This window comes from Pseudonocardia sp. Ae331_Ps2 (assembly GCF_001932405.1).
In the GTDB taxonomy this organism is placed as follows: domain Bacteria; phylum Actinomycetota; class Actinomycetes; order Mycobacteriales; family Pseudonocardiaceae; genus Pseudonocardia.
On sequence record NZ_MCIM01000001.1, the window covers coordinates 2338827 to 2351793 of the forward strand.

At 72.4% G+C, this 12967-nt stretch carries 11 protein-coding genes and 2 tRNA genes; 9 read left to right on the plus strand and 4 right to left on the minus strand.

Features of this window, described 5'->3' with window-relative positions:
- Window positions 1-24: 24 nt before the first annotated feature.
- On the minus strand, window positions 25-1638 hold the full coding sequence (locus Ae331Ps2_RS30380; protein WP_170917019.1) for a family 16 glycosylhydrolase: 1614 nt from the start codon (window positions 1636-1638) through the stop codon (window positions 25-27).
- Between the two features lie 536 nt (window positions 1639-2174).
- Between Ae331Ps2_RS30380 and Ae331Ps2_RS11185 the strand changes: the two genes are divergently transcribed.
- Complete coding sequence (locus Ae331Ps2_RS11185; protein WP_020621680.1) at window positions 2175-2849, plus strand: response regulator transcription factor; 675 nt, start codon at window positions 2175-2177, stop codon at window positions 2847-2849.
- A 10-nt stretch (window positions 2850-2859) separates the two neighbouring features.
- On the opposite strand, the gene hisC is transcribed toward Ae331Ps2_RS11185, so the two are convergent.
- Window positions 2860-3912, minus strand: a complete 1053-nt coding sequence (hisC, locus tag Ae331Ps2_RS11190) for a histidinol-phosphate transaminase (protein WP_075309058.1) — start codon at window positions 3910-3912, stop codon at window positions 2860-2862.
- Between the two features lie 60 nt (window positions 3913-3972).
- On the opposite strand from hisC, the gene Ae331Ps2_RS11195 reads away from it, so the two are divergent.
- Window positions 3973-4674: a dienelactone hydrolase family protein gene (locus tag Ae331Ps2_RS11195; protein ID WP_075309056.1), complete on the plus strand. Its 702-nt coding sequence runs from the start codon at window positions 3973-3975 to the stop codon at window positions 4672-4674.
- Here the strand turns inward: Ae331Ps2_RS11195 and Ae331Ps2_RS11200 are convergent.
- Window positions 4646-5263: a TetR/AcrR family transcriptional regulator gene (locus Ae331Ps2_RS11200; RefSeq protein WP_212567615.1), complete on the minus strand. Its 618-nt coding sequence runs from the start codon at window positions 5261-5263 to the stop codon at window positions 4646-4648. The two genes, Ae331Ps2_RS11195 and Ae331Ps2_RS11200, sit on opposite strands and share 29 nt — an antisense overlap.
- Before the next feature lie 90 nt (window positions 5264-5353).
- Between Ae331Ps2_RS11200 and Ae331Ps2_RS11205 the strand changes: the two genes are divergently transcribed.
- From Ae331Ps2_RS11205 to Ae331Ps2_RS11230, 6 genes are all read left to right on the plus strand, one after another.
- Window positions 5354-6397 (plus strand): aldo/keto reductase, encoded by a 1044-nt coding sequence (locus tag Ae331Ps2_RS11205; protein WP_075309054.1) that lies wholly within the window; start codon window positions 5354-5356, stop codon window positions 6395-6397.
- A 59-nt stretch (window positions 6398-6456) separates the two neighbouring features.
- The gene (locus Ae331Ps2_RS11210) at window positions 6457-8463 is read left to right on the plus strand and encodes an acetoacetate--CoA ligase (protein ID WP_075309052.1); all 2007 of its coding nucleotides are present in this window, start codon (window positions 6457-6459) and stop codon (window positions 8461-8463) included.
- Window positions 8464-8562: 99 nt separating this feature from the next.
- Window positions 8563-8652: transfer RNA gene (locus Ae331Ps2_RS11215), tRNA-Ser, on the plus strand.
- Between the two features lie 69 nt (window positions 8653-8721).
- Window positions 8722-8797: transfer RNA gene (locus tag Ae331Ps2_RS11220), tRNA-Arg, on the plus strand.
- A gap of 228 nt (window positions 8798-9025) precedes the next feature.
- A complete protein-coding gene (gene xerC / locus Ae331Ps2_RS11225; protein ID WP_083748381.1) occupies window positions 9026-10234 on the plus strand; it encodes a tyrosine recombinase XerC in 1209 nt (402 codons plus the stop codon).
- A 45-nt stretch (window positions 10235-10279) separates the two neighbouring features.
- Window positions 10280-10966 carry an aminoglycoside phosphotransferase family protein gene (locus Ae331Ps2_RS11230; RefSeq protein WP_075309048.1) on the plus strand — a complete coding sequence of 229 codons (687 nt, stop codon included), beginning with the start codon at window positions 10280-10282 and terminating at the stop codon, window positions 10964-10966.
- Here Ae331Ps2_RS11230 and Ae331Ps2_RS11235 read toward each other — a convergent pair whose 3' ends face one another.
- The gene (locus Ae331Ps2_RS11235; protein ID WP_075313133.1) at window positions 10967-11791 is read right to left on the minus strand and encodes a transposase family protein; all 825 of its coding nucleotides are present in this window, start codon (window positions 11789-11791) and stop codon (window positions 10967-10969) included.
- A gap of 382 nt (window positions 11792-12173) precedes the next feature.
- Here Ae331Ps2_RS11235 and Ae331Ps2_RS11240 point away from each other — a divergent pair, with 382 nt between their 5' ends.
- Window positions 12174-12539, plus strand: coding sequence for a hypothetical protein (locus Ae331Ps2_RS11240; protein WP_075309046.1), 366 nt, complete (start codon window positions 12174-12176; stop codon window positions 12537-12539).
- The last annotated feature ends 428 nt before the right edge of the window (window positions 12540-12967 follow it).

Below are 12967 nucleotides of genomic sequence, written 5' to 3' on the forward strand. Positions count from 1 at the left end.
CGGCGGGCGGTCGTGTGGGGAGTGCTACTTGTACTGACGCATCCAGGCGACGCGCATCTCCGACGGCTCCGGCGAGCCGCCGTCGGGGAAGTAGTCGAGCTGGATCGTGGCGTGCATCGGCCCCGGGGGGAACGTGCTCGGGTCCTCGGAGCGGAACCACTCGACGCCGTCGATGTAGCCGACGATCGCGTCCGGGGTCCACTCCACGGCGTAGTTGTGCCACTGGGTGATGTCGATCTGCTTCTTGGCGTCCTTCTGCGAGTTCGAGCTGCCGTAGTGCAGGAAGAAGGACACGTCGTCGCTGGCGCTGGTGGTCTCGGCGAAGTCGATCTCGCCGCCCTCCGGCCAGGACACCTCGCTCGGCCACAGCAGCAGCACGGGGTGGTACTGCTTGTCGCCCTTGGGGAACTGGGCGCGCATCTCCCACTTGCCGTACTTCTGCGGGGTGCCCCAGGCCATGCCGCCGGTGTTGCCCTGCGAGTCGCCGCGGATGACCAGGTTGCCGTTCTCCACCGAGATCGCGTCGGAGGTGCGCTTGCCCTGGCCGTCGTGGCCTTCGCCGTTGTAGGGCGACCAGTTGCTCCCGAGGGTGGACCCGAGGAACTCGTCGCCGCCGATGGCCTGCCAGCCCATCTTCAGCGCGGCCTGGATGCCGTCGCCGGCGACCTGGACGGCGCCGCCGATCGGACCGGCGGGGGCACCACCGGACCCGCCGGAGTTCGCGGCGGCCCGTGCCCGTTCGGCGGCCTCGCGACGGCGCTGTTCGGCACGACGCTCGGCAGCCTCCTGCGCGGCCAGTGCCTGACCGATCTGGCCGGACGCGCCCTGCGCGGCGTCGCCGAGTGCGGAGCCGCCCCCGTTGGCCAGCACCGGCCCGGCCGACAGCGTGGTGTCCGATGCCGACCGGCGCGACGAGTCGTTGACCATCGCCGCGGACAGCGACGGGTCCTCGGTACCGGGCTGCAGCAGCGTCAGCACCATCGTCGCGGCGAGCACCGCGGCGGCCCCGACGCCCAGCGGGGCGAACCGGCGGATGCGGGAGCGGGCGGGACGGCCGCGGTCGATCGCGACGACCGAGCCCGTCCCCGACAGCGAACCGGAGCCGTCCGGCTCGTGCAGCCCGGCGATGACCCCGCCGTCGACCTCGGTGCGCGGCGCGGGCACATCGGCCTGCGGGGTCTGCAGGGTCTCGGGCCCGTCGGGCACGAGGGAGGTCGAGGGGGAGGGAGCCCCGCCGAACAGCTCCACGCCGGACAGCCCGGCCGCCGACGACGACCCCACCCGCCGTGCGCGACGGCCCGGCGTCCGGCTGGCGGGCACGGCGTGCGCGCCCGTCCCGGTGACCGTCGCGTCCCCGGCCACCGCGGTGTCCCCGGTGGCACCGTGCGCCCCGGTCCCGGTGACGGTGTGCGCCCCGGTTCCGGTGACCGCGTGGGACCCGGTGCCGGTCGTGCGGCTGCGTGGTGCCCACGGGCCGGGGTCGGCCGTGTCGGCCCAGGTGATCCGCCCGGCATCCGTCGCCGCGGCACCGGTGGGGGAGTCCGCCGTGACGGCGGCACCGGTGTCGTCGGGGTCGGAGCCGGAGCGGGCGTCGCGGTCGTCGTCGTCGAGGACGCGGTGCCGCCCGGAGGCGCTCACCCGGTCCATGAGCTGGGTGGCCGTGGGTATGGCCGATCGGGCCGTGTCGTCCGCCGGGGCGGAGGACGCGGCATGCCTGCCCCGGGGAGACGGCACAGAGGGGGAGCTGTGCTCGGCGGCGAGTCGCGCGATCAGGTCGCGGGGGTCGACCTGATCAGCCGCAGCGGAACTCTTCCGTCGCATGAGGGGGGACTCTAGGTAGGGTGACCGACTGTGAACACCCTCGCTGAGAAGGGTGGTTGCGTCTCCGCGCCGACAGGTCGTCGGAGAGCGCCGAAGAGCAAGATCCCGCCATTTCGGCAGTATTGCTGGGCCGAACAGAGCAACCGCACTCTCAGGTGCACCCATTCGGGCTACACGGTCACGGTACGTCGCACCGTTAGCCGATTGTGACGGGCTACCGGTCGCGGAACAGTGGCCGTGCCTCCCCGGTGCTCCCCGCAAGACCTCCCCGCTCCCCGACCTCCGCAGGATCTGTGAACGATCACGCTCCCCCCGTCACGCCGTCCCTCCCGATCCCCGCACCGCGTTCCGAGATGCGCGCGCTCTGCGTGCTGCTGGCGCTGCCGCCGTCGGCGGGCACGGCCGCGCTCGGCCGCGGGCTGCGTCAGGACCTCGCCGCGGAGGGCGTGGACCTCGTCGTCGTCGCCGACGGCATCGAGCTGCTGGACACCCTGCGCTCCCGCGGCGCGGACCTGCTCGTGCTCGACATGGAGCTGCCCGGCCCCGAACCCTCGGTGCTGCTGGGCGCCGTCCAGTCCGAGTCGCCACCGACCCCGGTGATCACCGTCGTGCCGCGCGAACGGCGGGCCGGGGTGATCGGCATGCTGCGCGGCGACCGCGACGACTTCCTGATCCGGCCGTTCGTCCCGGACGAGCTCGCGTCCCGGATCCGACTCCGGCTGCGTGCCGCCGCGGGCCTGCCGGCGCCGACGGTGCTCGGCCACGGCGGCCTGTCCGTCGACGTCGACGCCGGACAGGTCTTCGTCGACGGCCGCCGGGTCGCGCTGTCGCCGACCGAGTACGCGCTGCTGCTCGCGCTGGCCGAACGGGCGGGCGAGCCGGTCGCGCTCGACGACCTGGGCCGGCGGGCCTGGACCGAACCGGTGTCGGCCAACCTGGTGCAGGTCTACGTGTCCTACCTGCGGCGCAAGATCGGTCCCGAACGGATCAGGACCATCCGGGGGCTGGGCTACCAGCTGGACGGCTGAGCACCGGCTCTCAGGGCCCGAAGGACGACGCGACGTCGAGGAGCATGTCGTTCTCCTCCGGCGTGGACACCGTGACCCGCACCCCGTCGTCGGCGAACGGGCGCACGATCACCTTCCGCTCGCCGCAGTGCGTCGCGAACGCCGCGGTCCGGTCCCCGAGCGGCAGCCACACGAAGTTGGCCTGGCTCTCCGGGACGGTGAACCCGGACCCACGCAGCCCGGCGGCCACCCGGTCCCGCTCCGCGACGACGGCGGCGCAGTCGGCGAGGATCTCCTCCCGGTGCTCCAGCGCGGCGACGGCACCCGCCTGGGCGATCGAGCTGACCCCGAACGGCGGCGCCACCTTGCGCAGCGCGGTCGCGATCTCGGTGGAGGTCAGGGCGTAGCCGACCCGCAGTCCCGCCAGCCGGTAGGCCTTGGAGAAGGTGCGCAGCACGACCAGGTTCGGGTGCTCGTCGAGCAGCGGCCGGCCGCTGACGGCGTCGGGGTCGGTCACGAACTCGGCGTAGGCCTCGTCGAGCGCCACCAGCACGTCCGGCGGCACGGCGCCCAGGAAGCGGACGAACTCGTCGCGGTGCACGGCCGGGCCGGTCGGGTTGTTCGGGCTGCACACGAACACCACCCGGGTCCGCTCGGTGACGGCGGCGGCCATCGCGTCGAGGTCGTGCCGGTAGGCGGCGTCCAGCGGGACGGTGCGGATCTCCGCCCCGCCGATCTGGGTCACGATCGGGTACGCCTCGAACGAACGCCAGGCGAACAGCACCTCGTCACCGGGGCCCAGGCAGCCGATCTGCACGAGCTGCTGGCACAGCGTCACCGAGCCGCAGCCGACCGCGACCCGCTCCGGCGCGAGGTCGTACAGGTCGGCGATGCGGCCGGTCAGCTCGACGACGCCGAGGTCCGGATACCGGTTGCCACCTGCGGCGGCACGGGCCACGGCCGCCAGCACCGCCGGAGCGGGCGGCGCGGCCACCTCGTTGCTGGCGAGCTTGACCGCCCCGGGGACGGTGCGGCCCGGCACGTAGGCGGGCAGGGTGTCCAGATCGGGGCGGATGAGCGTCATGACGGCAACGGTATCCGTCGGGGGTCGAAACGCGGGCCGGTGCTCTGGTTGAGTGACGACATGACGACCACCGCTGTCCGGACCGAGGGCGTGCCGCTGACCGACGGGGGCGAGCTGCGCCTGACCGTGGCCGAACCCGACGGTGCCGCCCGCGGCGGGATCGTGGTGCTGCAGGAGGCGCGCGGGGTCACCGACTCGATCCGGCTGCTGGTCACCGGGCTCGCCGCGGACGGCTGGCTGGCCGTCGCGCCGCACCTCTACCGCGACGCGGACGCCGGTGGCGACCTCGCCGACGGCTCGGAGGCCGCGGTGGCCGAGCACGTCGGCAGCCTGGACCCGCGCCAGGTCATGGACGACTGCGACACCGCCTTCGGCTGGCTCGGCGACCAGGGCTTCGAGGCCGACCGGATGGGCGTGCTCGGCTTCGACCTCGGCGGCACGGTCGCGTTGCACGTGGCGGCGAACCGCACCCTCGGCGCGGCGATCACCGTCGCCGGCAGCGGGATCGAGTCCTCGCCGTGGTCCAGCCTGCCCGCGCTGGTGGAGACCGCGCCGGAGCTGACCTGCCCCTGGCTGGGCATCTACTCGGAGGCCTCCGACACCGACGCCGTCGCCCGCCTGCGCGACGCCGCGGCGTCCTCCGGGAAGGCGACCGACGTCGTCGTCTACCCGAGCACCGGCTACCGCTTCGACGACGACCCGGAGTCGGCCGCCGAGGCGTGGCAGCGGGTCCTCAACTGGTTCGACGCGCACCTGCGCTGACGAACGCCCCGGCCCGCGCGGCCACCCCGGCGACGACGGCGGCCCGCCGCGCGTCGTCGGCGTCCGGGAGTGCGCCGCGGGTCAGGAGCAGGTGGTAGAGCGGGGCGGAGACCGCCCGCACCACGGCGGCCGGATCGGTGCCGTCGGGCACCTCGCCGCGGGCCACCGCGTCGGTGACGCACGGCTCCCAGGCGGCGGTGCGGGCGTCGTAGAAGCCGCGCAGCGCCCGCGCCGTCCCCGCGTCGCCGACGGCGGCGCAGATCAGCGCGGTCAGCAGCCTGCCCTGCCGTGGGTCGGCCAGCGTGGCGCGGACGAGCTCGGCATTGGCGAGCAGGTCGCCGTCGAGGGAGCCGGTGTCCGCGCGCGGTGCGGAGGTCTCGACCATGTCCGACACCATGTCCTCGAGCACCGCCGCGACGCTGCCCCAGCGCCGGTAGACCGTCGTCTTGCCGACCCCGGCCCGCCGCGCGAGCTCTGCCAGGTCCAGCCCGGTCGGCCCGAGCTCGATCAGGGCATCGCCCGCCGCCGCCAGCACGGCCGACCGGACCCGCGCGGTCCGGCCCCCCGGTCTGCTCATCTCCGGTGCCACGGCGCCCACCCTAGCCCTTGACGGAACCAGGGTCCCGTTTGACGTGCTACGTTCAAACGGAACCACAGTTCCGTTAGAGGGGAGACGGTCATGGAGTACCGACGGTTGGGACGCAGTGGGCTGCAGGTCCCGGTGCTGAGCCTCGGCGCGGGCACCTTCGGCGGCAGCGGCGAGCTGTTCGGGGCATGGGGATCGGTCGACGTCGCCGGTGCGCGCCGGATGGTCGACCGCTGCCTCGACGCCGGGGTGACCCTGTTCGACACCGCGGACGTCTACTCCGCGGGAGCCTCGGAGGAGGTGCTCGGCGCGGCCGTCGCGCACCGCCGCGACGAGGTGCTGATCTCGACCAAGGCGGGGCTGCCCACCGGCCCCGGCCCGAACGACGCCGGGACCTCTCGGCCGCGCCTGGTCCGGGCCGTCGAGGACGCCCTGCGTCGGCTGCGGACCGACCACATCGACCTGTTCCAGCTGCACGCCTACGACGCGGGCACCCCGCCCGAGGAGGTCCTCTCCACCCTCGACGAGCTGGTCCGCGCGGGGAAGGTGCGCTACACCGGCGTCTCCAACTTCCCCGGGCGACGGCTCGTGCGGGCCCTGGACCTCGCCGACCGGCACGGGTGGGCACGGCCCGTCGCCCACCAGGTCTACTACTCGCTGGTCGGGCGCGACTACGAGTGGGACCTGATGCCGCTGGGCCGCGAGGAGGGGGTCGGCGCGCTGGTCTGGAGCCCGCTGGGCTGGGGGCGGCTGACCGGCCGGATCCGCCGGGGCACCCCGCTGCCCGCGGGCAGCCGCCTGCACGCCACCGCCGAGGCGGGCCCGCCGGTGCCCGACGACCTGCTCCACGACGTCGTCGACGTGCTCGACGCGATCGCCGCCGAGACCGGCGCGACGGTGCCCCAGATCGCGCTGAACTGGCTCACCACCCGGCCGACGGTCACCTCGGTGATCATCGGTGCCCGGGACCCGGAACAGCTGGAACAGAACCTCGGCGCCGTCGGGTGGAGCCTCGACGACGACCAGCTGGCCCGTCTGGACGCGGTGTCCCGCCGGCCCGCGCCGTACCCGCACTTCCCCTACGAGCGGCAGGAGGGCTTCGCCCGGCTCGCGCCGCCGATCGTCGGTGCGGCCTGACCGTCCCGGTGGGGCCGGACCACTGGTGCGTGGCAGGTGCCGTCGGGGATGCTCGGGTCATGTCGCCCGTGCCGTCACCGCAGACCGTCACCGACCCGGAGGTCCCCGAGCTCCTGTGGAGCCCGGACCCGACGCGGACCGGCGACACCGAGATCGTCCGCTTCGCCACCTGGGCGCGCGACGAGCGGGGCGCCCCGCTGACCGACGTCACCGACTACGCGCAGCTGCACGCCTGGTCGGTGACCGACCTGGAGGGCTTCTGGTCGGCCGTCGCCGAGTACTGCGGCGTGCTGTTCCACGACCGCCCGACGGCGACGCTCGGCTCGCGGGACATGCCCGGCGCGCAGTGGTTCCCCGGCGCGACGCTGAACTACGCCGAGCACGCCCTGACCCCCGGCCCGGGCCGCGCCGACGACGACGTCGCCGTCGAGTTCGTGCGAGAGGACGGCCTGGAGCGCACCGTCACCCACGCCGAGCTGCGCGACCAGGTCGCCCGCGCCCGCGCGGGGCTCGTCCGGGCCGGGGTGGGCGCGGGCGACCGGGTCGTCGCGCTCGCCCCGAACAGCGTCGAGACCCTTGTCGCCTTCCTTGCCGCGGCGAGCCTCGGGGCGATCTGGTCGTCGTGCTCGCCGGACTTCGGCGCCCGCGCGGTGCACGACCGCTTCGCCCAGATCGAGCCCGCCGTGCTCGTCGCCGTCGACGGATACCGCTACAACGGCAAGGGCTTCGACGTCCGGGACAAGGTCGCCGACCTGCAGGCCAGGCTGCCCACACTGCGCGCGACCGTCCTCGTGCCCTACCTCGACCCCGACGCCGCCCTCGACGGCACGACGACCTGGGCCGAGTTCACCGCCGAGACCGGCCCGCTGGAGTTCACCCCCGTCGCGTTCGACCACCCGCTCTGGGTGCTCTACTCCTCCGGTACCACGGGCCTGCCGAAGGGCATCGTGCACGGCCACGGCGGGATCGTCGTCGAGCACCTCAAGGCGATGCGCCTGCAGCACGGGCTCGAGCCGGGGGAGCGGTTCTTCTGGTTCACCACCACCGGCTGGATGATGTGGAACTTCCTGGTCGGCGGCCTGCTCGTGGGCGCGACGATCGTGATGTTCGACGGCAGCCCCGGCCACCCCGACCTCGGCGCGCTGTGGGCGCTCGCCGCGAAGCACCGGGTGGCGCTGTTCGGCGTCTCCGCCCCGTACGTGCAGTCCTGCATGAAGGCCGGCCTGCGTCCCGGCGAGGACCACGACCTCTCCGCGATGCGCGCGCTCGGCTCCACCGGCGCACCGCTGTCGGTCGACGGCTTCCGCTGGATCGGCGAGGCAGCCGGGTCACACATCCAGATCTGCTCGGTCTCCGGCGGCACCGACGTGTGCGCCGCGTTCCTCACCAGCGCCCCGACCGTGCCGGTCTGGCTGGGGGAGCTGTCCTGCGCGGCGCTCGGCGCCGACGTCCGCTCCTGGGCCGAGGACGGCACCGACCTGCTCGACGACGTCGGCGAGCTGGTCATCACCACGCCGACCCCGTCGATGCCGGTCATGTTCTGGAACGACCCGGACGGCACCCGGCTGCGCGAGTCCTACTACGAGGACTTCCCCGGCAACTGGCGCCACGGCGACTGGGTCCGCCGCACCCCGCGCGGCTCCTACGTCATCTACGGCCGCTCGGACTCCACCCTCAACCGCGGCGGGGTCCGGATGGGCACCGCGGACTTCTACGCCGTCGTCGAGAACGTGGAGGGCGTCGCCGACTCGCTGGTGATCGACACCACCGCGCTCGGCGCCCGCGAGGAGGGCACCCTGCTCTGCTTCCTGGTGCTCGACGACGGCACCACCCTCGACGACGTCGAGCCCACCCTGCGCACCCTGCTGCGCAAGGAGCTCTCGCCGCGGCACGTGCCGGACCGGTTCGTCGTCGTCGACGCGGTGCCGCGCACCCTGAACGGCAAGAAGTGCGAGGTGCCGGTGAAGAAGATCCTCTCCGGGACCGCACCGGAGAAGGCGGTGTCGGCCGGCGCGCTGCAGAACCCGGACGCGCTGACCCCGTTCGTGGCCCTCGCGGGAGCCTGACCTGCGCCGGACCGGGGTCCCTCGGTCAGGGGGACCCCGGTTCGGGAAGACCGGAACGCGCGTGTAGTGTTGTCCTCGCTGGTGGCCGTCAGGCACCGGGGAGGCTTCGCCTAGTCTGGTCTATGGCGCCGCACTGCTAATGCGGTTTGGGGTAACCCCCCATCCCGGGTTCAAATCCCGGAGCCTCCGCACCGGCACGGCGGTCGATACACCGGTCGCCGGCCGACAACTGAAGATTGCTACGCTGGAAACAGCAACGCGCCCGTAGCTCAACGGATAGAGCATCTGACTACGGATCAGAAGGTTAGGGGTTCGAATCCCTTCGGGCGCACCACACGAGATCCGGCTCTGACCAGCGACAACGGTCAGGGCCGGATCTTTTTTCGTCGGTGGAAGTTGATCGCGGTCCACGAACCGGTCCACGAACCTTGCTAGCTTCCGCCACGTGGCCAGCCGATCCGACGCCCCCGTCAAGCGCCAGCGCGGCAGCATCCGCCGCCGGGCTCGGTGCTACGAGGTCCGTGTGTCGGCTGGTGAAGATTCCTCGACCGGCGAGCGGATCGTGTTGTGCGAGAGCGTCGACATCGAGGGAGACGGCGACCGCGCCGAGAAGGCCGCCTACCGCGAGGCCGAGAAGATCCGGACCCGGCTCCTCGCAGACGCGGACGAACTGAAGGTCGCGCGCACCAAGGCCACCGTCGGGGCCCTGCTCGAACGCTGGATGCAGCAGCACGAGATCGACGCCACCACCCGGATGACCTACGAGTCCCAGATCCGGATGTACATCCTCCCGAACCTCGGTGACGTCCCGCTGGTGCTGTTCGTCCGGGAGGCATCGCAGCGCCTGGAGACGCTCTACAGCCGCCTGCGGAGGTGCCGCGCACTGTGCAGCGGCCGGCTGTTCGTCGAGAAGCACGCGGCCGAGGGTCCGCACGACTGCGTGGTCGCGGGCTGCAAGCGGCACGTGTGCAAGCCCTACGCGGCGTCGAGTGTGCGGTCGATCCACGCGATCCTCTCCGGGGCGTGCAGCGCCGCGGTGCGTTGGGGCTGGATCGCGTTCAACCCCATGCCGTCGGTCCGGCCACCGTCGAAGGCGAGGCCGCAGCCGCGCCCGCCGACGAGCGCGCAGATGGCCCGCATCGTCGAGGCGGCCTGGGACGCGGCTGCTGAGTGGGGTCTCTACGTCTGGCTGTCCGCGGTGCTCGGAGCCCGCCGGGGCGAGGTCGTCGCACTCCAGTGGGAGGACATCGACCTGACCGCGGGCGTCGTCCGCCTGGACGAGAACTACGTCCGGGTCCCCGGCGGGATGGTCGTCAAGGACACGAAGACCCACCAGATGCGCCGGGTCTCGATCGACCCGCCCACGGTCGAGCTGCTCCGCCAGCACCGCGCGGACTGCGTGGAACGGCTCGCCCTGCTCGGGCTGACCGTGACCGACCGGACGTGGCTGTTCTCGGCGACGCCGGACATGAGCCGCCCTCGTGACCCGTCGTCGCTCACCCGGCGGTACGCCCGGCTGGTCGCCAAGCTCGACATCGACACCGGCTTGAAGGAGCTTCGCCACTACTCGGCGACCGAACTCCTGACCGCGGGCGTCGATCTCCGCACCGTCGCCGGACGGCTCGGCCACGGCGACGGCACCACCACCCTGCGGCACTACGCGGCATGGGTCACGGCCGCGGATGAGGGGGCGGCCGGCGTGATCGGCGGCCGGATGCCGGTGGTCCGCAGGCCACAGCGCAACGCTGGCGATGTCGCCGAGCCTGCGTAGGCTTGGGCTGAACCGATCCGGTCCGGCCGAAGCGGAGACGACGGCATGGCAGACCTCGCGACGGGCGCCCCGTCGTCGTTCACCGAACCGCTTGCCCGCCGCGTTCTGGCCGAGGCAGTCGACCGGGCGGACCTGCCGCGTGGCCCTGTCGAGCTGATCAGGATCGGCTCCAACGCCGTGTTCCGGATCGCCGGTGACCTCATCGCGCGGGTCGCGTCGCCCTCGGCACCGCTCGCCACCGCGGAGAAGCAGATCCGGGTCGCCCGCTGGCTGGCGGCGGAACGGTTCCCGGTGACCCGCGCGGTCGACGTCGAGCAACCGGTCGAGTTCGGCAGCTGCGCCGTCACCTTCTGGGAATCCGTCGCCCCGGGAACGACGTACGCGCCGATCGGTGACGTCGCCGCCGTCATCCGCCGACTCCATCAGCTCCCGACGCCCGACGGCCTCGACCTCCCGGAGATCGAACCGTTCGGGCCGGCCGGGGCCGACCTGCCCGACTTCCCGGGGCTCGCGCCGGACGACGCCTGCTTCCTCCAAGAACGGATCGAGTGGGCGCGCGAGGCATTCCCACGGTTGCCGTTCGAACTGCCGTACGGGGCCATTCACGGGGACGCGAATGTGGGCAACGTGCTCGTCGACACCGCCGGACATCCGGTGCTGATCGACCTCGACAGTTTCGCCACCGGACCGCGCGAGTGGGATCTGATTGAGGTGTTCTCAGTAGCGGGTTGATCATGTCGTGCGGTCGTACTCGGTGTGGAGTAGTACGAGCGCAGCTGCGGTGATCGCGCCGGTGCGCCAGGGACATAGCGTGACTCGCCGCAACGCGGCGAAGGTGGTCTTGAGCAGGGCGTTTCCGCGTTCGGCCAGAGCACGAAGGGCTGAGTGCAGGGTGTTGACGGTGCGCTGGTTGACCGTCTGCCCGCGGCCGGGGGCGAGTTTGATGGGCACGGTGAGCCGGTCGGCTTCGCCTTCGTAGCCGAGGTCGCCCAGCGCGGCGTGGGTGTCGTCGGTGAACGCGGCCAGGCCCTCGAGCAGCCCGGGGTGGGTACGGGCGCAGCGGGTGTCGTGCTCGCGGCCCGGCCGCACGTCGCTGGTCCATAGCGGCCATCCATCAGGTGCGGTGAGGACCTGGATGTTCCCGCCGTGGCGGCGGTGCTTGCCCGACCACCACAGGTCGACCCCGGGGGTGAGGCCGAGCGCGCGGCACCGGTCGGTGGCGATCAGGGTGCCGTCGAGATTCACGTGGGTGTGCCCGGCTGTGCGGGCGGCGAGCAGGGCTCCGTGCAGGCCGGGTGCGGCCGCGGCGAGGACGTCGATGCCTTCGTGCAGGTAACGGTAGGCCGTTGCAGTGCTGATCGCGTTGTCACCGGCCAAACATCGGACCCGGGTAGCATCACAGAACCAGCGGATCACCAGCACTGCCTGGGCGAACGGGGTCAACGCCCGCCGCCGGGTGCCACGTCGACGGCGTTGAAGGACCAGGAGCCGCGCCAGATAGGCCACGGTGCGCTCCCCGATCGGGAGGACAGCGGTGTAGGTGACAGGATCAGACATGCAGGACCTCGGTGACGGTGTCGATCTGTGCTGGACCGAACCGATCTACCGGGGTCCTGCCCCGTTCCCGCTCATCTCACCACCCTCGGCGTGTCGCCACGACCTGCCACCCCGCTACTGAGAACACCTCACTGAGCACTTCTCCCCCCGGGGGCCGGCCACGGTCCCCACCGCCTACGGTCCTGCTGCGGTCGCACCTCGCCGATCGCGGCACCACACCCCAGCTGCCGACTCCTCCACGGTGGCCGCGACAGCGATCTTCCAGAGGGCACCCACTGCCGCGCCTGTTCGAACTCCGGCCCCATGTCGGCTGCCCCTTGCCTACTGTCAGGCACGCCCCGAAGATCGCCTGCACGACGGTGCGGGGAAGGAGGGAACCGACATGGCGACTGGCACGCTGATCGCCGAGAGTCTGCGGCTGGGGACGGACTTGGGAGAGCTCGCTCTCCGTGTCTCACGTATCCAGCGGTTCGAGGCCCGTTCGGCGATCGCGGCCCAAGCGCGAATCTGGACCCTGCTCACGTTCGAGGCCGACGACAGCATGGTCACCGAACTGTCGAACCAGCTTTCCCGCGTCCTCGACGAGCCCGGTTGGTATGTCGACATGAGGACGACCGACGAGACCCTCATCATCTTTCCCCACCTGGTGTTTCGGTACCGGCGGGGCGACGCTGAGGGCCGTCGCGCCGCGGAGAACTATGGACGACAGCATGGGGTACCGGACGCACAGCTCGACTGGCCTGCGTGACGACGTTCCGGTGTCCCTGCCCATCCTCCGCGTGGAACAAGACCAGGTGCCGTCGTGAGGGACGCGGGTTGACCCGCGACCAGCTCGACGACTGGCTCGCCCACGTCGTCGTCTTGGACTCCGACGAGACGGTCTCCCGGTCCGGGAGCGGATCAACGCTGCCGCGCGGCTCCGCGGACGCGCACGCCCGGCGACGACTCGTGGATCGCCGCCACCTGCATCGCGAACGACGTCCCGCTCGCGACGCTGAACACCAGAGACTTCGCCGACGTCGCCGAACACGACGGTCTCGTCCTGCTGCCGTCCTGACCGCTCTCTCCACGTCCGGTCCCGCTGGGATCTTCTCGCGACGTGGGCTCGTCCCTGCCAGACCGGCTGCCGTCTCGGCGCGCCGCGAGGAGTTCACCAGCTCCACCGCACTCTCCCCC